The following is a 19,139-nucleotide window of genomic DNA, read 5'->3' on the forward strand; positions in this document are numbered from 1 at the left end:
GAATCCTTTGAAAGATCTACTCAATACAATCATCGAAGTTCTCGAAGCGGTTCTTTACGAACCGATTCGTCTTGAAGTCGCACTTTCCAATATTCCGGAAAAAACGCTGAATCTTTTTTCTTGGATGATTCTGATTCCTAGCGCACTGAGCATTTCCGTAGGAGCGACGTATTTATCACCGCCTTATACGAGCGGATCGATGGGGTTGATCGCGTTTGCTTTTCTGGCAAATCTTTCCATGATCTCCACGCTTCCGCTGATTCTCGGAGCTGTGATCGACTATCACGCGCAAAAGAAAGAAAGAACCGGAAACGTGCGCTTCTCTCATAATCTCTGTCGTTTTGCGATGTCGGTCTTTGTATTCTTTACTCCCTTGGCGATTCTTCTTCGTGAAACGGGTTTGACCGGAGGAATCGGGTACTTCTTGATTCTTCTTTTTTTGATCGCCTACTACGTAGTAATCGTTTCCAGAGGAATTCAGTTTATCTATGATCTGAAAACTTCCGATGCATTTCGTTTTTCCCTGACTTCGATTTTGATTTCCGGAATTTTTCCTTTTGTCTTTTATTTCTATATTTCCGGAACCATTCTACATTTGATATTATGAATATATTGATTACGAATGACGACGGAATCGCTTCGTCGGGAATTAAGGCTCTCGAAAAGGTTCTTCAAAAAGAACACAATACATTCTTAATCGCACCCCTTCGTGAAAGATCCGCCACTTCGATGGCGTTGTCGATTTACGATTCGATGAGAGTCGAGAAGATCAACGATAATCATTATATCGTAGACGGTTATCCGGCCGATTGTGTGAACATCGGTTTGCACGGTGAAATTTTCCCGAAAATCGACTTGGTTTTATCCGGAATTAACCGCGGGGTAAACATGGGTCACGACGTTCATTATTCCGGGACGGTCGGCGCCGCGAGACACGGAGCGATTCACAATCGTCTTTCCCTTGCTGTCAGTTCGGGAAATATAAATCGTGATTACGATTATATTCAAGAAGCTGAATTTGTTTTAGAATTCATAAATAGCTATTCTGCCGTTTTGAAAACGGGAACGGTTTACAATATCAATATTCCTCCGGACTTTGTTTCTTCGATGGAAAATCTTCGAATTACAAAGTTAGGAAGAAGAACCTATGAAGACACTTATTCCAAAAAAAACATTATCGGTGGAATCGCCGACTTCTATTTAGGAGGTTCCGAGTTGGGGCACTCCGAAGAGGAAGGAACCGACTTCTCCGCATTCTTCTCCGGTTTGATTTCTCTCACTCCTTTGTCTTTGGATCAAACGGATTCTTCTCTTTTAAAAGAACTCTCCGAATCCGTAGGGAAGAATGTCTGAGAAGGAAAACAAAAAGAAATCCTCTTCCGCGAAGAAAAGAATTCTTCAAGAGATCAACAAAGAGAATTTTCTTTTCGCCCTGACTCTGATCGATCGGGAGATTTCTTCAGGGAACGATGATCCTGAGCTATATTACAATTTTGCAATTTGTTGTGCGAGAACGGATAACTTTAAAAAGTGCATTTCGATTTTAGAAGATCTCTTAGAAAAATTTCCGAGATTCGGAGAAAGAGAAAATTCCATTCTTATGATGATCTATTCTTTGATTCAAAACAAAGAATTCAAAAAGGCTCTCGATAAATGTGACGAGAGACTCAAACTTCAAGTCGATGATATTCGAATTCTTTCCATGAAAGCCTTCGCCCTCGAAAAATCCGGGAAAATCGCCGAGGCGATCGAAACTCATAAGAGAATTCTGAGACTTCGTCCGGAGTATAAGAATTCTTTAAATTCTCTTGGTTATCTTCTCTTGAACAATCGAGAAGCAAGTCCGGAAGAATGGAAATTAGCGGCCGATTGTCTGAAGTCGGTCCTCAAGGAAGAACCGGAAAATCCGGCGTATTTGGATTCTTTCGGAATTCTCCTCTCAAAAGCGGGTAAAAAGGAAGAGGCGATCAAGGCTTTGCAGAAGGCTCTTCGGAAAGCTCCGACACATCCGGAGATTCTGAGGCATATCGAAAAAGTTGAAGAGTCTTCTTGACACTGCGGGTGTTTTTAAAAACATGGAGTCGGAAACGGGATGTAGCGCAGGGGTAGCGCATCTGCCTTGGGAGCAGAGGGTCGTAGGTTCAAATCCTATCATCCCGATTTTCCAATCCTCCCAAGACTCGGTAGCTCAGTTGGATAGAGCAACTGCCTTCTAAGCAGTGGGTCGGGGGTTCGAATCCCTCTCGGGTCACCAAAGGACAAACAAGAGATGGAGAACGTAGCTCAGTTGGTAGAGCTCCAGTTTGTGGTACTGGCTGTCGCGGGTTCGATCCCCGTCGTTCTCCCCAGTCTTTTTTTGCGGGAACTCCCTCGTTTTTCACCGTGAATCAGTCTTCACTGAGCCAGATATCCTCCAGGCAGAGCCTTTCCTTTTTTCGCTGATTCTTATGATCTTGCTTCCAGGTTCCGAAGATTGTCCAAATGAACATTTTTTGCGGGAACTCCTCACTTTCCTCAGCTTTATAGTAAGGCTTTAAAGGAATTTTTAAATGCTTTGTTTTTGAAAATTCTAAGAATAGTTCCCCTCTGATTTCATCTTTCGGCATTCTCAATTCTTTATCCATATCAATGGATTCTCTAAGCACCAAATCTATTTTTAGATTTTCCTGGGTTTCCGGACAGGCCTTGATTTGAAGATACTTCCAATCTGAAATTCTCGGTTTACCTTGACTTAAGTGATGAGTTTGTCTTAATTCCAACTGAAAATCTTCCTTTCGAGTGGAATCGCGAACCTTGGTCCAAGTAGTAGTTGGATTTCCATCTAAGAGATTCCCAATTCTGGAATCTCTTTCCTTCAGGTAGGAATTTGTGAAGTCAAATGCTAAGAATGGTGGTTTAGTCTCAAAAACTTTGATTTTGTCTTTCGTTGAATTAAAAAGAAGGATATTTCCTATTATAATCGAGGCGGGAAGGATGAGCGTTAGGGCAATTAAAATGCTCTTTTTATTAACCACAGAGTCAAAGTTGCGGGAACTCCCTTGATATATCAATCAGGATTCGCGGAAGTAAGAGTACAATTATCCTAGGGATAGAAAAAGGAAAAAGTATGAAAGTTGGAATTTCGGGTGGGACTGGACTAATCGGTAGATACCTTACATTTAATTTGTTAGAAAATGGGTTTCGTGTAAAAATCTTTACGCGTTCACCCGGCATTCCAGGTTTTTTCTCTGGAAAAACTAACTTAGAAATCATTAATACTGACCTCCCCAATGTAAAAGATTTAGAAGGCTTGGACGGGTTCGTAAATTTAGCGGGATCTCCAATCGCTGGTGTTCGGTGGAGTCAAAAAGTTAAAGAGGAAATTCGTCGCTCCCGTGTAGATTATACGGAGAAATTGGTGAAATCCATTTCGAAAATTGCGGGAACTCCTTTAAAATTTTTCTTACAAGGCTCAGCAATCGGTTATTATGGATCCTATGAGAAAAATTCTCCTTTTTTTTCCGAATTTTCAACTGCAGGATCGGATTATTTAGCCAATCTCTGTGAGGACTGGGAGAAGGCCACTAGTGCGATTTCTAAATTAGGAATTCGTCAGGTAATCATGAGAACTGGCGTTGTATTGAGCCCTGAGGGTGGGGCATTAAAAAGTATGCTTCCGCCATTTAGGCTTGGGTTTGGGGGTCCTATCGGATCAGGAGAGCAAATATTGAGTTGGATTCATTTAAAGGATTTAGTAGATTCTATTCTTTATATAATTCGAGACCCAAATCTTTCTGGAGTATTCAATCTGGTTTCACCGAATCCAGTGAGTAATCGCTTCTTTTCTGAGATTCTTGGAAGAATTTTAAACAGACCTGCTTTTTTTAGAGTTCCCGCAACGCTCTTATATGGGTTGTTTGGGGAAGGCGCTGATGTCATTCTAAAAGGTCAAGATGTGGGCTCAGAAAAGCTTCAGAAAGCCGGGTTTTTATTTTCATATCCAACGATAGATATGGCTTTGCGGGAACTCCTAAAATAAAACGTACGGAATTTCAATTTTCCAAAAAAAAAATCAAAAGGAGGTCACATTTTTTTAGAAGATACATCATGCGATTCATTCCCCGAGAACCGGAATGGATATGGGAAATTACAGAGAAAGAGATGAAATCTTATCTTCAGCGTTCGAGAGTTCCAAGATCACCTGTTCGTTTTTAATTCCGGAAATCTTCTTTAATAAACTCAAGCCTGAGGATCGAAGAAGAATCGGTAAGAACTTAGAATTCCTTTTAAAAAAATTTAGAAACAAGATTCTTAAATGTAAGAGAATCCACAAGAAAACGGCAACCTCTCTTTATCAAGAAAAGGGAAGTGGCCTTCTTAAAATCAATGTAAGAATCAAACCCATCTTTTGGGAAGAATTGACAATTCTTTCAAGATCGCACGGCGTCTCGAATTGCTTTCTTTACCATCTACTCTTAAAATGGGAGAATTCTGAAAGAATGGAAAATTCACTTCCAGATAAACCTACCTTTCTAAATACCAATCAAAGACTAATCTTAGTCTGGATGATAGATTTTAAAAATAAATGCTCTAAGAGAATGGCTCAACTTTTACATGAGTTCCCGCCCGAAACCCTTTGTTAAGTATTGTGATATTTTGAAAAAAGTAAGACCAGAAGATTCAAAGTAAGAATTTATGTTATCGAAATTCTATAGTCTCATTTTTCATCAAGAACTATTAGATTTCTATGCAGGGCTTGGTCTGTAAGAACTATTCTTTACTCTGAAAAGATGCTGAAAAACAAAAAAACACATCCAATTTTGCGAGTTTCTTCGCGAGAAAGAAAGAGTTCCCGCAGTATTCTTGTTCACAAATCGAATTCTTCTTTCATTGCAGGATGTTTTTTTAAAAGATCCAAAGCCTTTTGAATCAATTTCTTCCCAGTCTCCGTGTGATTCCACACATTCAGTCCAGACGGATGCGGCAGTGGAACCCAATCCACCTGAACACCGTAGAGTTCCCGCGAAAATCGTCCACCGATCACATCCTCTAACTTGTAACTACGACTCTCGAACAATTGATCGATGGCGAGTTTTCCGATAGGAATGACAAGTCGAGGTTTATGAAAACGAACTTCGAATTCCAAAAATTCCGAGCAATTCTGAACTTCCTCGGGATTTGGTTTTCGATCTCCACTCTTCGCTTTTCCGGGAAAACATCTGCAGACCGCGGACATATTCACTTTCTTCCGAAAAACTTCCTCTTCGATTCCGATCTTTCGAAACCAACCGAAAAGCGTTTTCCCAGCCGTGTATGAAAAAGGTTTCCCGAAACGTTCCTCGTGAATCCCGGGGGCTTGACCGATACTGATGATTTTAGAGGAAGGAACACAGCCATGGACAGGTCTTCCTTCCATCTTAGGACATTTTGTGCAACTGAGTAAATGATTTAGATGTTTAGAATATTCTATTTTCTTTTTATTCATTCTCTCGGGGAATCAATTGAGAAGGATATTCATCGCATCTTTGAGAGTTCCGGTAACCCGAATCAAAGATTTTAATTTGGTTAATTCCAAGATTTTATTAACTTGAGAAGAAGGAGAAAAAATCGCAACCCCTCCCTTTCCGTTCTTCACTAATTTTGCGTGTGTGCTCATAAAAACCGCGAGACCTGAAGAATCAATATAACGAATGTTTTCCATATTCACAAAAATATAAATAAAACCCTTATCGATCAGATCGAAAATTTTCTCCTTGAGGGCATGAGCAGAATAGAGATTGATTTCCCCGCTGATCTTCAAAGCGACCGCTTCTTTTGGGAAATTATCCGGGATATCTTCTTTCTGAAGATTTACGTTCAGTTCATTGATTGAAAAACCTACTTCCTCACCGTCGAGGTCCAGAGAATCATCTGCTCCCATCTCGTTTCTCCCTTCGTTCCAATAAAATTCTTTCTTTAGAATTCTTTAACGCCGTCTGAAATTCGGAAAGTGTAGAGTTGGGGATCGTTATTGAATTCTTTCCGGTAGAGCGTTTTAATTTTCTCAAACAGTATATCCTTTCTCCCTTTTTTGTCCAGTATCAAAACGCAACCTCCGAACCCGCCGCCGATCATCCTCGCACCGAGAACTCCTTCTTTCTTTAATTGTTCGACTATAAAATCCGTTTCTTCACACGAGACTTCATAATCTTTAGAGAGAGAATGATGGCATTCAAAAAGAATTTCTCCAACGATTTCGGAGTTTCCTTCTTTCAAATTTGCGATCGCTTTCGAAGTCCTCAACCTTTCGGTGACAACGTGTTTGGCTCTCTTCTTCTCGATAGGATTTAAACCGAAGGTTTCATTTTCTAAATCTTCCAAATCTGCTTGGTAGAGGCTTTTGAGAAAAGGTTTTCCTTTTTTGATCTTCAAGAAGGCGGATTCTACTTCCATTCTTCTTTCATTATAAGCGCTGTCCTTGAGAGAATGTTTCACCTTACAATCGATTAGATAGAATTCGGAGTCGTCCAATTGCATCTCATGATATTCGTATCTTAAGGTTTCCGTATCGAGGGCGATACAATAGCCTTCTTTAGCTGTCGCGATGACGAACTGATCCATGATTCCGCAATTCACTCCTACGAATCGATTCTCAGCTCTTTGTCCTAAAAGAGCGATTTCTTCTCTTCTGATTTTCCAAGAATGAATTTCAGAGATTGCAAAGGCGACGGCGACTTCAAAGGCCGCAGAAGACGAAAGTCCGGCGCCTTGCGGAATATTTCCCCAGACGACGAGATCAAAGGGAGCAGGTTCCATTCCGAGTTTTCTAAATTCTTCAATGACTCCGAATACATAATTGACCCAGGAACTTTTCGAGTTGTAAGTGATGATCTCCGCTTCGACCTTCTCTCCGGATTCCGCCGAAAAAATCCTAAACAAGGAACCTCGGTTTTTTCGAATCGCGATTCGAATGGAAACGTCTATTGCGGCCGGAAGAACGATTCCTCCAGCGTAATCGACGTGTTCACCGATTAGATTGATTCTTCCGGGAGCGGAGAAGAATCGGATCGGTTCTTCTTCGGGTGATGAGGAAAATTCTTTTTTAAGAATTCTTGTGAGTTCTTCTTTGTCCATTGTAGATTGTTTCTTTTAAAAATCCCGGAAAGATTGATATACGCTTCCTTTCTCGTCAATCCTTCTCCATATTTTTCTCCTCTCTTTCAATTTGCTTTTTTCTTGCCCGTCATTTTCATTTTTCTAAACTGTTCCAGCGTCCCGTTTTTTAGAAGGATTTTCAAAGAAGAATTCAAATCGTCAGTTGATGATGGAATCCGTGGACCGATAAATATTTTAGAATCTCGGAATTCTCCAAAATGAATCCGAGATGTAACTGAAAAAAGAGATTTTGTAATTCATTATGATCCGATTAGAAACAAGATTCGCTTCCACGTTTATTCATTCGCAAGAATTCGAAACCTTTTTGAAAGGTGCCGAATCGGCGAGAAAAACGTTACATTCGTTTCAGGGAAAAGGAAACGAGTTTTTAGGCTGGTTGAATCTTCCGAGTGAAATCCAAAATTCGGAAATAGAAAGAATCATACAAACCTCTGAGAGAATCCGTTCTTCTTCGGAAGTTGTCGTTGTGATCGGAATCGGAGGTTCTTATCTGGGATCTCGGGCGGTCTTAGAGGCAAGTCTTCCTTTTTTTCGTTCCCCAAAAAAGGGAAGTCCCGAAGTCATCTTTGCGGGACATCATTTAGAATCTAGATATCTTTCCGAACTCCTTGATTATCTCGAAGGACGGGATTTTTCCATCAACGTGATTTCCAAGTCTGGAACAACGACGGAGCCCGCGATCGCGTTCCGCCTTTTTTGGGATCTCCTCGTGCGGAAATACGGAAAAGGCGCCTCTTCAAGAGTGGTCGCAACGACCGATTCCAGCAAGGGCGCTCTCAAAACGTTCGCGGACGCGGAAGGTTTCGATAGTTTTGCGATTCCGGATTCCGTAGGAGGAAGATATTCCGTCTTAACTCCCGTAGGATTGTTTCCACTTGCGGTTGCAGGGATTCCCATTCGAAAATTTATATTAGGATTTAAGAATATTCTGGATATTTTACATTCCGAGAATGATCCGCTTAAAAATCCGGCGATGCATTATGCCGCCTTAAGGAATTATTTCTTATCCTCCGGAAGATTTGTGGAAGTATTAGCAAATTTTAATCCTTCTCTTCGTTATCTTTCCGAATGGTGGAAACAACTATTCGGGGAAAGCGAAGGAAAGGAGAACAAAGGAATTTTTCCGGCATCGATGGATTTTACGACCGATCTTCATTCTTTGGGTCAATATGTTCAGGAAGGGAAACGGATTCTATTCGAGACGGTCTTGAGTCCTGCTCGAATTCATTCCGACCTTATCCTTTCTTCGACAAAGGAAAATCTGGATTCTTTGAACTTTCTATCAGGAAATACGATCGAGCATGTAAACGAACAGGCGCGGTTGGGAACGCTCTTGGCACATTCGGCTGGTGGCGTTCCTTGTTTAGAATTGGTTTTTCCGGATATAACTCCCGAATCTTTGGGAGAAGTTATGTATTTTTTTGAATATTCTTGTGCGATTTCCGGATACGCCTTGGGAGTGAATCCTTTCGATCAACCCGGGGTGGAGGCGTATAAGAAGAATATGTTCGCGCTCCTGAATAAAGAAGGCTTTGAACGAGAAGGGGAATTTCTGCGAAAGAGAATTCTCGGAAACTAGTGAATTCTCCCTAATCAGATCGTATTAGTTTTTCCTTTATAAGTGAATGGATTCCGATCTTTTTGTTGAATTTTTATTTCCTGCTTGACACTTTTTAAAATTTAGAGCGCGATGAAGTTTATGAAGGGGCAAAGAAACAAAATCGGTTCTCCTCTAACCGCCTGCGCTTTGGCGTTTTTGTTTCTATTATTTTCCATTGCTTTTTCCAGCAATCTTCCTGGGAAGTTGCCTACCCAAAAACAAACAATAGACGGGATTGAATCCGAATATAAAGAGTTAGTTCAGTTAGAGGAGGAATCCGAATTCCTTTTCAGCTTTCTCTCTCTTACCCATAAAAATATTCTATTCGTTTTCAAGGGCAAAATCACTTCCCTCCAGGATAGGTTCCAATTCCACTTCTGTAACATCCAAACTCTAAACCTGTTGAATTTACCTCCGCCCGTCCTTTCTTAACTAGTTTTTCTTTCTAGTTTTGTCCTTACGGGGGAAATATGTCCTACAATCAAGTTCGGGTTGCGTCTGCTATCGCCAGTCTTGCTTTTTCTTATGAATCTCTCATGGAAGAGAGTGTCTCTTCACGGAGATTTTATCAGAAAAGTGCGGTGGAGCTTTCAAATCCTCTCCGTAATACTCTTTTTTTTGAAGTCTCGAAAAGGGGAACCTCAGAAAATCGTAAACCTTTTGGAAAAGCGGGGGAGTTCCCGCACAATTCTCAGAAAAGCCCCGAAGCCTTGGGATCATGGTTCTTTGGGAAAAGACGAAAAAACGCGGCAGTTCCCGCACTCGTTTCCTCAGCAAAGTTATTCTCTCTCTTAAGAGTTCCAACTTTGAAATACAAAGCAAAGCTCGAGGCCCTTCTCCAAAACCTCGGGAATAAACTATCTCGTCCTTATTACTGTTTGCAACTTACGGATCTCCAAATTGTGCCAATCCCGATCTTGGGAAACTACTCATTCTCAAGATTGGGGTTGGCATTCTTTTTTTTGGCAATCTTAATAGGAATCGGTAAGAAATTTCCAAAAAAGTTTGTTTCTCTCAGGAAGGGAAATCTCTTCCCAAATTCTTTTTCCGAACTGATTTAAAAATAGGTTTTCTTTCTTTAAAAACTGGGATACTTTTTCGATGGAATTTTTTCCGAAAGCGAAATGGATCAAGAATTTAAAAGATGGACCCGTCTCCTCAGAGCGATAGAGACCGGTAAACGAATCGAATTAACCGGATATATTCTCAACGATTGTTTTCGTTTGAATCTTGAGAAGTTTCTAAAACTCTGTCTCGAAAATTATAACAAAACCGAACTTACACCGGTCGTTTATTCGGTGATTCAAGAGATGCTCCTACGATCGGCGATGTCCAATCTCAGGGAGCTTTATTCTTCCGAACAAGGATTGGATCTGATGGATCAAAACCACTACGAATCCAGTGAAGAAGAATTTAGAAAATTCTTATATACATTTGATTCAAAAGTCGTTCGAGAATCCCTGAAAGAGAAAGGACTTTTTCTAAAAGTTACCATTTATCATAATGATACCGGTTTAGCCGCTGAAGTATTACATAATTCTAAAGTGATTCCTTTCGTGGAAGAACGTCTGAGAAAGTATCTCTCCGCGGCGATGGAATTTAAGAATCTCATGGAATACTACGATCTCTATCCGGAGGATTCCGAAGGAAGAGACATCGGATTAGCGCTTTCCATTTTGATGCTCCGGGAAACCGGATTAAAACCGGAACTACTTCGAATCGGTGCTGGCCCTGATATTCAGACTTCTCGTCTTGAGGTTCCCTTTGCGGAAGGATATAGAAGTATTCGAAAGAAGATTCTGAACGACGAAGAGATTCTTCCTTTCCCAAAAGAGGTTCATGAGGATGCCGAGTTACCTTGGAAAACGAGTCACTGCAGTTATTGTGGAAGAACGGTCGATGATCGAATTTTCTTTTCAGAAATTCCAAAAGACATTCAACTAAAGAATGTCCCGGAACCGATTCGGGTTGGAAATGGAATCTGTGCTTGGTGTCTTTCTTCCTATCTTTAGCGAAAGGTTTCCTAAAAATCTCTGAATGTAGGAACTCCTATAAGAATCGAACGCGTAATCGTGCTTTTTTAAGGCAATCTTCCTTTCGACGACCAAATTTGCGGGAACTCCAGCGCTAAAATTTCGGGGTTATCGGTGTTGTAAGGGTTTTTAAGAAAGATCGCAGAGTTTTATAAATTCCTTCCACCGAGAATCCAATTTTTGAGAAAAATCTCTGTCCTTTAGAGAAAGATAATATTCTTTCTCTCCTAAGTCCAGGGCTTCTCCGCGGAATAGATCGCCGCCTAATCTTTGTTTTTCGGATAATTCTTTAAAAGTCTGGGATAAATCCGCGAACGATTCCGGTGAAATTCCCTCTAAAACGGAACTATTCAAAATCGAAATTCCGATGTAAAAAAATTTTCCAAAACCGAAACGGATCTTTCCGTTCTCTAAGCCGAGCCCCGTATAGCTTGTTGAATCCGATTGAGGAAGCAAATAAAGAAGACAATCTTCGTTTTCCAGAGAAGTCGGAAGCGAGAAATCGGAATTTGGAAAATAAAGAAAATCAGGGTTGATGATCCCGATCGTTCCACCCATCCATCCTGCTTTTTCTAAGCCGGTTCGAATCCCACCTGCGGTTCCAAGAATTTCTTTTTTTTCCTCGGAAAAAATCAAAGGGAAAAGAGAGAATTTTTTTAAAACCTCCCGAATCTTTTCGCCGTGGTAATGAAGATTGATTACGGCGCCTTCTGCATTTTGAATCCAAGCCTGAAAGAGCGCGTAGTAGATCAACGGAATTCCGTTAATCGGAAGCAAAGGTTTCGGAATCTCTCGGGTGAGTTCCTTCATCCTGGTTCCGAAGCCTGCGGCTGGTATGAAAAATTTCAAAGAAGAGTTCCCGCTTATTTATTTTTAATAAAAGAATAATTCGACAAAAGTTCTTCTCTGAGAAGATGAAAGAAAACAAAAAGCTGATCCGGAAATAATCCGGCCTGAACGATCTCTATCAGATTGTCCAAACATCCGAGAACGCTTTCTCTGTATTTATCCATCTTCTTTTCTGAAACGAGATAAAAATAGGAACCCAGAGCTTTATAAGAACGTTGCAGACATTGAAGATAATAACATTCTTTTGACCGCGGAAAACTCTGATCGCTCAACTTAATAAAAAGTTGATAGAGTCCTTGTCTCATAGCGAAAGGAATCGGTCTGTATGCGTCGTAAAGGATGCTTGCGAGATCGTAGAAAGGAGTTCCCATTCTTGCATCCTGAAAATCGATCATACAAATTTCGTTTTGAGAATTGATCAAAAGATTCCGTCCATGAAAGTCTCTGTGACAGAAAACCTTAATCGGATATTCCGCCAGATAAGAGGAACATTCTTCGATAAAAATCTTTACTTCGCTCCTCAGTTGAGTTTCAAGCTGGAACTGTTTCCGAAATTTTAGAAAATTAAAATATGTGAATTCACTTTCAAAATGAAATTTTTCCACGTCGAATTCTCGCGAACTCACCGGAGGCATCGGATCCGTTTTTTGAAGCTTTACGAGAAGCTCCAAGGATTTGACGAGCCAGTCCCTGTATTCTACGTCGTCCGTTACGGAAGTGAGATCCCTTTCTCCTCCGTCGGACATGAGGATCAAATAGTGGATTAGGTCTTTTTTGTAAATTTCGGGAACAATAAAATTTTCATGACTTAAGAAATCAGCGATTTCAATAAAGTCGTGTTGGAATCGAACGTCTTTGCAAAGAATCAGATTTTGATCCGAATACTCGACTCGGAAATATTTTCTGTCCGATGCCTCCGAAGTGATAGGAGTTATCTTCTGAGGAAGTTTTCCGGAAAATTGTAAAAATTTAAGTTCTGTATCGGTCAGAGAGAGGGAAGCGTTCATGATTCTTTTTATACCTTGTCCGGAAATACCAAACGAAATTCGGTTCCTGAGTTTGGCTCCGATTCGATTTCGATTCTAATTCCGTATTGATCTGCGATTTCTTTTGCAACGAACATTCCTAATCCGGTTCCTTTTCCGATTCCTTTGGTTGTAAAATACGGTTGATAAATTTTTTGAATCACTTCTTCGTTCATTCCGATTCCATCGTCCAAGATCGAGACGATCGGATGGTGGTTTCTAATACGTACTGAAATTGTAATATTCCCTCGGTTGCCAGTCGCGTCCGCGGAATTCAACATGATATTAGACAATAAAAGGGAAAGTTGATCCTGATTCGACTCCACTAAAACCGGTGTCGGCTCCGGTCTAAAATGAATCTGACAGTTTTTGAGACGCGAAGTTTTTTGAAACACGTCGATCACGCTCTCGACCGACTCGTTGAGGTTGATCGGTTCCGAATGTTTTCTTAAACTCTCTCCAGGTTTTCCAAGTTGAAGAAGATTGTTGGTAAGGGTTTTCAATTTGATCAATTGACCCCATGTTATCTGGATCGCTTTTTGCCGAACCGAATCCGTGGAGTCCGGAAGTTTTGCGATTTCTATATGGCCTTGAATCGCAGTAAGAGAATTATTGATTTCGTGTCCGATACTCGAGGCAAGCGTGGATAAAAATGCCCTTCTTTCAGCGTCGATCAGCTTTTCTGAGATCAAGAGTTTGTTCGTAATGTCCCTTGCAATTCCAGTGTAATAGGTCTGACCTTCTACGTCGTAATAACAAACAGAAATATCAAAAGTCCTAACCTCTCCACTTTTGCTTTTGAGATCGGAATGGCTGATTCTTGCGATCTGCTTTTTCCCTTTTCTTTTTAGAAGCAAAGCAACCTTTTCCATATAAAGGCTTTCTCTTCCGGGAGGAATCAGAATGCTGATATGTTTTCCTAAGATTTCCTCTTCCTTATAGCCGAATGCGTTGAGCGCCGCTTGGTTTAGGCTTGAGAATTTCAAATCCTGATTGAGGGTAATTACGCAGTCGCTCGTGGCGTTCAGAATATTATAATTTTGTAAATAAAGGTCTTTGGCTCTTTGGGCGAGTTTTGTGTTTTCGGTGGTGGATTGAATCAGGGATTCCGTATGTCTATCTCTGGATTCCTTTTCGATTTTTGCTTTTTCCAGAACTTCCAGAATATTCGTTCTTCGGATGGGTTTTGAAATATAATCGAAAGCTCTATTTCTTACGGCTTCTTCGGCGGTGGTCAGATCCGGGTTCCCTGTCATCAGAATCACCGGGATGTTTTCGTTGATCTTTCGAATTTCCTTAGTGACTTCGATTCCATTCTTACCGTTCATAACGATATCGGAAATGACGACGTCGATATCGTAATTGCGGATGATCTCGATCGCGGAGTCGTAGTCCTTGGCGAGGAATACTTGATAACCTTCTCTGGAGATGACTCTTTCAAGAACCGTTCGGATATCCGATTCGTCGTCTATAACGAGTACTGATGTATACTTAGATTCCATCGGACTTAGATTCTTACCTTGAAGAAGATCCTTAATTTACCAAAAAATTCATTCTATATGGGAAGGCGAATCAAAACCCTAGTTCCGTTCTCAAGAGAAGACTCCAGAGAGATTGTTCCATTATGTTCCGAGATAATCCTCTGAGAAATGGCCAAACCTAAACCGGTACCTTGTTTGCCTCTTCTCGTAGTAAAGAGGGGTAAAAACGCTTTATCAAGAACTTCTTTACTCATTCCGGGACCGTTATCCGAAATCATAAAAAGAATTCCGTCTCGGTTCAAATGAAATTCTTTGCGAGCGGTGATCGTAATTTTCGGGTTAGCCGGTTTATTTTCCATTTCGGAGATTGCATTGATCGCGTTGACAAGGCAATTGATCAGGACTTGTTCGATCTCTTGCCAAGCGACTCGAATCTTTGGAAGATCCGGACTCGCGATTCGTTTTAATTCGATTCCGTTTTTTTTACAGGAGACCTCGATCAGCTCGCAGGCCCTCAGAAGAATATAATAAGGAGACACCAATTCCTTTTCTCTTGCGACGGTTCTTCCCAAATCCAGAAGAGACTTGATGAGGTCCCGGATACGAATGCTTGCGGCTTCGATTCTTTTGTAGATCTTGAGTCTTTCTGCGGGATCCGATTCTTCCGCTTCGATGAGATCTTCGAGATAAAGGAGACTCGCTTGAAGAGGGTTGTTTACTTCGTGCGCGATCCCGGCCGCCAATTCCCCGATGGAAGCGAAACGAGCGGTTTCGTAGAGTTGTTTGTCCAAGAGTTTTGTCTGAGTGACGTCTGAGAAGATGAGCATGACGGCTTCTCCGTCGTCTCTGTATTTTTTAAGAGGAAGAATTTTGATCGAGAAGAAGTTTTCTTCGCCTTCGATGAACTGAATTGGAAGATCCAAGAAGACCGCACGTTGCGAGGTGAGGCAACTTTCGATTCCTTTTTTAAGTTCGTTGGAAACGGATTTTACGAAAAGAGAGAAGAAGTCCTCGCCCGGATTCACGTTTAGGATTTGGAAAAGAAGAAATTTGAGAATCGGCGCCACTTCCAAGATGATTCCCTTCGGCGTTAAGATTACGATCCCGTTGTTCATCGCCGAGAAAAGATTCCGAAGTTTTATTTCGGAGGAACGAATGAGTTCTTCGTTTTTCTTTTGCTCCGAGATATCCAAGAGAAGAAGAATCGTTCCGATCGAGTTTCCGTATTCGTCCCGAATTCGAGAGGAAGCAAGAAGCATCGGAGCTTCTATGTCCGGAAAGATTTTCATAATAATTTCGGTTCTGAATTCTTCTTTAGAAAAACGATCGATCACTTCTTGGCTGAGATTCAAAAATTCTCCGATATGGGAATCGATAAAATCTTCTTTATAAACTCCTAATATTTTCTCCAAACTTCTATTTCCGTAAGTGATATAACCTTCATCGTCCGTCGAGATCAGCGGGACTTCGATCGAGTTCAGAAGCGCGCCTTGGAACTGAAGCTTTTTGGAGTTTTCGATTCGAGTTCTTTCTGTTTTCGCATTTTGAAGAGATGTATGGACGTCGGAGATGATTTCTTCATAAAGGAAATTTTCTCCTGAGTCGAAGGCCATTCCTTCGAGGGAAAGAATTTCGATTCCGCCCAAAAGATTTTCCTTGTCTCTGATACCGATGGAAAGACTTCTTCGAAATTTATGATCGGAAAAGATGGATTCCCATTCCGGATATTTACCGTTACCGAATTCGTGAATGATAAAATTGTCTTTCGAGTCGATGAGATTTCGCATAGGGAAAGGAGAATCGGACGTTATAAAAGAATGAATCTTTTGTTTTAGATCCGGATTGAGATCCTTTTGTCCGAGGACCTGAAGTTCTCCGTCCTTAAAAAAGAAAGCCCAGACAAGAAAGTAGTGCGGGTTCTCCTTCAAGGTATCGCAGAGCTTTTGAAAGACGAGGCTTTCCGATGTCAGATAACGTAGATTCTGTCTCAGAAGTCGAAGTGTTCTTAAGACACTTTGCATGTAGTAGAGACGAAGTTCGGTTTGCTGGATTTCGGATCGATCCGTAAAATAAAATAAGAATACGTCCTTCCCTAAAAAATTGGAAGTATTGACCGTGAAGTTGACTAATTTTCTTTCTCCGTTTTTATCGCGGAGTTGCCAGTATACTTTGAGAGGTTCGTTTCGTTTGACCGTAAGCGTTTCCCGAGGTTGAGTCGGACTTGGGAGGATCAAATCCAGAGGCTTGCCTGTGAGCTCATCGATGGAATAATTCAGAAGTCTTTCTAATGCCGGATTGAGATAGAGAATGGTTTCGGTTTCCGTATCCAACGCGAGAATTCCTTCCTTCACGGGATAGAAGAAAGAATGGAGAACGGAGAGTAGAGATTCAGGCATTCTGATTCCGGTTCAATAGGTAGGATACCTTCGAGTCGTAAGACAAAAATGCAAATATATTTGTCGTTTCCGAATCTAATTTGAATTTCGGTCGAATCCGATTCTTTGCAAGAACTAATTCCGATTCTTGGTGAGGGAAGGATTTACAAAGAGGAAGAGGATGGAATTTTTGTTCTAAATGTCGTCCAAAAAATTCATTCCGAACGGTAGATTGAAATTATCGGATCGAGACGGAATTAAAACACAACTCTAAGATGAAGAATCGGCTTTTATGAAATCATTATTTAGTTTCTTTCTCACGTATTACAATTGGAAAAAAAGGAAATACATGAAAGAGGTTCTCGGTTTTCGGGAACTTGAAGTGGAGACCGGCGGTAACTCGGTTTATTTTTTGGAGAAGAATCAGGAGAAAACAAAGACGATTCTTTTGATACACGGGCTTTTGGATTCCGCCACCGGATTGAGAAGGCTTGCTCCCAAAATTCGACAAGACTACAGGATTCTTATCCCCGACATTCCCGGGTTCGGAAAGAGTAAATTACCTGATCTGAAATATCTCTATCAAGTGGACGTATTCGGGGATTTGATCTACGAAGCGATCCGGAAGATGGATCTCGAAAATCTCGTGTTAGGCGGTCATTCGATGGGTGCATTGATTGCAATGCATATCGCTTTAAGAGATCGGGAGAAAAGAATCTCTAAGTTGGTTTTGATCGCACCGGGGGGAATTCCACATCCGAAAAGAGACGAGATGAAAGAACTTCTGTTTCCAAAGACGGAAAAAGATATGGTAAAACTCATAGAGGCCCTTTACTACGAAACTCCCGAATTGCCGGGAAGGCTCGCGAGAAAGGCGTTGATCCAATCTTGGAACGAACTTCCCAATCAATTTTTGACGATCAATACTTTGGAGAGGGAAGAGGAAATTTTCTTGGGAAAAAAACTAGGGGAGATCAAGATTCCGGCGCTGATCCTATCGGGGAAAGAGGATCCGATCACGGACGCATCGATGACTAAGAAACTCCATTCTTACTTAAAGAAGAGTAAACTGGTTTTTATTCCCGGCGCAAAACACGCAATTCACATGGAGAAGCCGGACGAACTTTCTTTGGAAATCAATCGGTATCTGGATTAGATACCGTTGAAGATTTCTTTGACCGCTTTGACGACGTCTTGGATGTCTTCTTCCTTCATTCCAGGGAAAAGGGGAAGGGAGAGAGATCTGGAATACATCGCGTTCGAATTCGGGAAGTTTTCTTTCTTATATTCGTAACGGGCGCTGTAGAAAGGATGTTCGAAAAGAGGAATGAAGTGAAGGCTAGAACCTATATTCCGTTTTTTTAATTCAGAAGCGAAGATATCCCTGTCGATTTTGGAGGATGCACGGTCCACTTCCACACGGAAGAGATGCCAGGAATGTTCTCCGTCCGGAGCGGAAAGTGGAAGATGAAGAAAGGGAAGATCAGCGAATTCTTTTTTATATAACTCCGCGATTTCGATTCTTCTTTTCCAGAGGTCGTCCGCTTCGGAAAGTTGGACGATTCCCAGAGCGGCGGCGACGTCGGTCATGTTGTATTTAAAACCGGGGGAAACTACTTCGTAATACCAGCCCGGGCGATCGTAGGTTTCACGGTTGATTCCGTGGAGACGCATGAGTTTGATTCTTTCCGCGAAGTGAGAATGATTGGTAGTGACCATTCCACCTTCACCCGTTGTGATTCCCTTCGTAGCATAAAAACTAAAGACGGTAAAGTCGCCGAAGGTTCCGATCTTTCTTCCTTTGTGAACCGCGGGAAATGCGTGAGCCGCGTCTTCTATTACATAAAGATGATATTCTTTTGCGATCTCTAAAATTCCTTCCATGTCGCAGATAACGCCTGCTAGATGAACCGGAAGAATCGCTCTGACGGTTTTACCCGTTTTTTTATGAAGGAGGGATCCGTTTTGATACGTGCATTCTCTCTCGATCGTCGCGCGGAGAGTTTCGGGAGTCATGAGGTTGAAGATGGGATCTACGTCGGTGAGGATCGGCTCCGCGTCGAAGTAGCAGATCACTTCGGCGGTCGCCGTGAAAGTGACGGCTGGACAGATCGCCGCGTCGCCACGACTCATCCCGATGGCCTCGAGAGCGAGATGGAGCCCCGCGGTCGCAGAGTTTAGAGCGAGGGCGTAATCGGCACCGGTGTAACGGGCAAATTCTTCCTCGAATTCTTTGACTTTGGGCCCGGAGGTAATCCAGCCGGAGCGAAGGACAGAGGAGACTTCTTCGATCGCTCTTTCCGAGATGGAAGGGAGCGCGAAGGGAAGAAAGGTTTTGCGAGCTGTGATCATATCGGACATAACCCCCGGTGCATTCTTAAACTTCGGCAGATTTTGAATTTTCCTGAGCTCGAAATTGGTTTGAAGATCGGAAAAGTGCGGGAACTCCCAAGAATTTTTCGGCCGCATCCTGCGTGATCTGCGGAAAGAGGAGGATCTGCCGAAAGGAAAAGAAGGAGTTCCTACTTTCGATTCGCAGGACCGGGCCACTCCGGGCTCGCGGATTCCCGCTCGGTCCTGGCGGACCAAGCCCTGCATGTCCCTTGCGGGTTGAAAAAGATAGGAGCCATGCTTGAAGACCG

Annotated in this window: 18 protein-coding genes and 3 tRNA genes; 12 read left to right on the forward strand and 9 right to left on the reverse strand. The window is 41.8% G+C overall.

All coding sequences use genetic code 11. The features are described from left to right. Positions 1-7: 7 nt before the first annotated feature. The 6 genes from DLM75_RS05695 to DLM75_RS05720 all read left to right on the forward strand — a co-directional run bounded on the left by DLM75_RS05695 (position 8) and on the right by DLM75_RS05720 (position 2,348). The gene (locus DLM75_RS05695; protein WP_118967501.1) at positions 8-607 is read left to right on the forward strand and encodes a hypothetical protein; all 600 of its coding nucleotides are present in this window, start codon (positions 8-10) and stop codon (positions 605-607) included. Further along, entirely contained in the window at positions 604-1,353 is a 750-nt protein-coding gene (gene surE, locus DLM75_RS05700) for a 5'/3'-nucleotidase SurE (protein ID WP_118967502.1), read from the forward strand. Before DLM75_RS05695 ends, surE begins: the two co-directional genes overlap by 4 nt. Further along, on the forward strand, positions 1,346-2,053 hold the full coding sequence (locus tag DLM75_RS05705; RefSeq protein WP_118967503.1) for a tetratricopeptide repeat protein: 708 nt from the start codon (positions 1,346-1,348) through the stop codon (positions 2,051-2,053). The genes surE and DLM75_RS05705 overlap by 8 nt, the downstream gene beginning before the upstream one ends. Positions 2,054-2,088: 35 nt before the next feature. Next, positions 2,089-2,160 (forward strand) — tRNA-Pro (locus DLM75_RS05710). A 17-nt stretch (positions 2,161-2,177) separates the two neighbouring features. Next, a tRNA-Arg gene (locus DLM75_RS05715) sits at positions 2,178-2,254 on the forward strand. Positions 2,255-2,272: 18 nt separating this feature from the next. Then, positions 2,273-2,348: transfer RNA gene (locus tag DLM75_RS05720), tRNA-His, on the forward strand. A 39-nt stretch (positions 2,349-2,387) separates the two neighbouring features. Here the strand turns inward: DLM75_RS05720 and DLM75_RS05725 are convergent. Next, entirely contained in the window at positions 2,388-3,050 is a 663-nt protein-coding gene (locus DLM75_RS05725; RefSeq protein WP_425529192.1) for a hypothetical protein, read from the reverse strand. Between the two features lie 56 nt (positions 3,051-3,106). Here DLM75_RS05725 and DLM75_RS05730 point away from each other — a divergent pair, with 56 nt between their 5' ends. Together DLM75_RS05730 and DLM75_RS24975 are read left to right on the forward strand one after the other, a co-directional pair. Next, a complete protein-coding gene (locus DLM75_RS05730) occupies positions 3,107-4,018 on the forward strand; it encodes a TIGR01777 family oxidoreductase (RefSeq protein ID WP_118967504.1) in 912 nt (303 codons plus the stop codon). Between the two features lie 100 nt (positions 4,019-4,118). Next, a complete protein-coding gene (locus DLM75_RS24975) occupies positions 4,119-4,622 on the forward strand; it encodes a DUF1564 family protein (protein ID WP_158586449.1) in 504 nt (167 codons plus the stop codon). A gap of 224 nt (positions 4,623-4,846) precedes the next feature. Here the strand turns inward: DLM75_RS24975 and DLM75_RS05740 are convergent, their stop codons facing one another. The 3 genes from DLM75_RS05740 to galK are packed head-to-tail and all read right to left on the reverse strand — an operon-like array spanning position 4,847 to position 7,092. Next, positions 4,847-5,464 (reverse strand): uracil-DNA glycosylase family protein, encoded by a 618-nt coding sequence (locus DLM75_RS05740; RefSeq protein WP_118967506.1) that lies wholly within the window; start codon positions 5,462-5,464, stop codon positions 4,847-4,849. A 12-nt stretch (positions 5,465-5,476) separates the two neighbouring features. Beyond that, the gene (locus tag DLM75_RS05745; protein WP_118967507.1) at positions 5,477-5,899 is read right to left on the reverse strand and encodes an STAS domain-containing protein; all 423 of its coding nucleotides are present in this window, start codon (positions 5,897-5,899) and stop codon (positions 5,477-5,479) included. Positions 5,900-5,934: 35 nt separating this feature from the next. Then, entirely contained in the window at positions 5,935-7,092 is a 1,158-nt protein-coding gene (gene galK, locus DLM75_RS05750; RefSeq protein WP_118967508.1) for a galactokinase, read from the reverse strand. Positions 7,093-7,375: 283 nt separating this feature from the next. Between galK and DLM75_RS05760 the strand changes: the two genes are divergently transcribed. The 3 genes from DLM75_RS05760 (at position 7,376) to DLM75_RS05775 (ending at position 10,746) form a co-directional block, all read left to right on the forward strand. Beyond that, entirely contained in the window at positions 7,376-8,713 is a 1,338-nt protein-coding gene (locus tag DLM75_RS05760) for a glucose-6-phosphate isomerase (RefSeq protein WP_118967510.1), read from the forward strand. A gap of 120 nt (positions 8,714-8,833) precedes the next feature. Further along, positions 8,834-9,166, forward strand: a complete 333-nt coding sequence (locus DLM75_RS05765; protein ID WP_118967511.1) for a hypothetical protein — start codon at positions 8,834-8,836, stop codon at positions 9,164-9,166. A gap of 692 nt (positions 9,167-9,858) precedes the next feature. Beyond that, a complete protein-coding gene (locus DLM75_RS05775; RefSeq protein ID WP_118967513.1) occupies positions 9,859-10,746 on the forward strand; it encodes a hypothetical protein in 888 nt (295 codons plus the stop codon). Positions 10,747-10,896: 150 nt separating this feature from the next. On the opposite strand, the gene DLM75_RS05780 is transcribed toward DLM75_RS05775, so the two are convergent. The 4 genes from DLM75_RS05780 to DLM75_RS05795 are packed head-to-tail and all read right to left on the reverse strand — an operon-like array spanning position 10,897 to position 16,518. Beyond that, positions 10,897-11,616, reverse strand: a complete 720-nt coding sequence (locus DLM75_RS05780; protein ID WP_118967514.1) for a sugar phosphate nucleotidyltransferase — start codon at positions 11,614-11,616, stop codon at positions 10,897-10,899. Positions 11,617-11,630: 14 nt separating this feature from the next. Next, positions 11,631-12,623: an aminoglycoside phosphotransferase family protein gene (locus DLM75_RS05785; protein WP_118967515.1), complete on the reverse strand. Its 993-nt coding sequence runs from the start codon at positions 12,621-12,623 to the stop codon at positions 11,631-11,633. 8 nt (positions 12,624-12,631) lie between these two features. Further along, positions 12,632-14,143, reverse strand: a complete 1,512-nt coding sequence (locus DLM75_RS05790) for a hybrid sensor histidine kinase/response regulator (protein ID WP_118967516.1) — start codon at positions 14,141-14,143, stop codon at positions 12,632-12,634. A gap of 53 nt (positions 14,144-14,196) precedes the next feature. Further along, entirely contained in the window at positions 14,197-16,518 is a 2,322-nt protein-coding gene (locus DLM75_RS05795; protein ID WP_118967517.1) for an ATP-binding protein, read from the reverse strand. Positions 16,519-16,846: 328 nt separating this feature from the next. Here DLM75_RS05795 and DLM75_RS05800 point away from each other — a divergent pair, with 328 nt between their 5' ends. After that, entirely contained in the window at positions 16,847-17,653 is an 807-nt protein-coding gene (locus tag DLM75_RS05800) for an alpha/beta fold hydrolase (RefSeq protein WP_429945429.1), read from the forward strand. Here DLM75_RS05800 and DLM75_RS05805 read toward each other — a convergent pair. Then, complete coding sequence (locus DLM75_RS05805; RefSeq protein WP_174715070.1) at positions 17,650-18,858, reverse strand: DegT/DnrJ/EryC1/StrS family aminotransferase; 1,209 nt, start codon at positions 18,856-18,858, stop codon at positions 17,650-17,652. The two genes, DLM75_RS05800 and DLM75_RS05805, sit on opposite strands and share 4 nt — an antisense overlap. Positions 18,859-19,139 lie beyond the last annotated feature (281 nt).

It is taken from the genome of Leptospira stimsonii (assembly GCF_003545885.1).
In the GTDB taxonomy this organism is placed as follows: Bacteria; Spirochaetota; Leptospiria; order Leptospirales; family Leptospiraceae; genus Leptospira; species Leptospira stimsonii.

Excerpts from the sequence above, each read along its gene's own strand:
- galK (WP_118967508.1), bottom strand. The coding sequence starts at position 7,092 with ATGGACAAAGAAGAACTCACAAGAATTCTTAAAAAAGAATTTTCCTCA.
- DLM75_RS05730 (WP_118967504.1), top strand. The coding sequence starts at position 3,107 with ATGAAAGTTGGAATTTCGGGTGGGACTGGACTAATCGGTAGATACCTT.
- DLM75_RS05760 (WP_118967510.1), top strand. The coding sequence starts at position 7,376 with ATGATCCGATTAGAAACAAGATTCGCTTCCACGTTTATTCATTCGCAA.
- DLM75_RS05765 (WP_118967511.1), top strand. The coding sequence starts at position 8,834 with ATGAAGGGGCAAAGAAACAAAATCGGTTCTCCTCTAACCGCCTGCGCT.
- DLM75_RS05805 (WP_174715070.1), bottom strand. The coding sequence starts at position 18,858 with ATGTCCGATATGATCACAGCTCGCAAAACCTTTCTTCCCTTCGCGCTC.
- DLM75_RS05705 (WP_118967503.1), top strand. The coding sequence starts at position 1,346 with ATGTCTGAGAAGGAAAACAAAAAGAAATCCTCTTCCGCGAAGAAAAGA.
- DLM75_RS05785 (WP_118967515.1), bottom strand. The coding sequence starts at position 12,623 with ATGAACGCTTCCCTCTCTCTGACCGATACAGAACTTAAATTTTTACAA.
- DLM75_RS05795 (WP_118967517.1), bottom strand. The coding sequence starts at position 16,518 with ATGCCTGAATCTCTACTCTCCGTTCTCCATTCTTTCTTCTATCCCGTG.
- DLM75_RS05800 (WP_429945429.1), top strand. The coding sequence starts at position 16,847 with ATGAAAGAGGTTCTCGGTTTTCGGGAACTTGAAGTGGAGACCGGCGGT.
- surE (WP_118967502.1), top strand. The coding sequence starts at position 604 with ATGAATATATTGATTACGAATGACGACGGAATCGCTTCGTCGGGAATT.
- DLM75_RS24975 (WP_158586449.1), top strand. The coding sequence starts at position 4,119 with ATGGGAAATTACAGAGAAAGAGATGAAATCTTATCTTCAGCGTTCGAG.
- DLM75_RS05740 (WP_118967506.1), bottom strand. The coding sequence starts at position 5,464 with ATGAATAAAAAGAAAATAGAATATTCTAAACATCTAAATCATTTACTC.
- DLM75_RS05775 (WP_118967513.1), top strand. The coding sequence starts at position 9,859 with ATGGATCAAGAATTTAAAAGATGGACCCGTCTCCTCAGAGCGATAGAG.
- DLM75_RS05745 (WP_118967507.1), bottom strand. The coding sequence starts at position 5,899 with ATGGGAGCAGATGATTCTCTGGACCTCGACGGTGAGGAAGTAGGTTTT.
- DLM75_RS05790 (WP_118967516.1), bottom strand. The coding sequence starts at position 14,143 with ATGGAATCTAAGTATACATCAGTACTCGTTATAGACGACGAATCGGAT.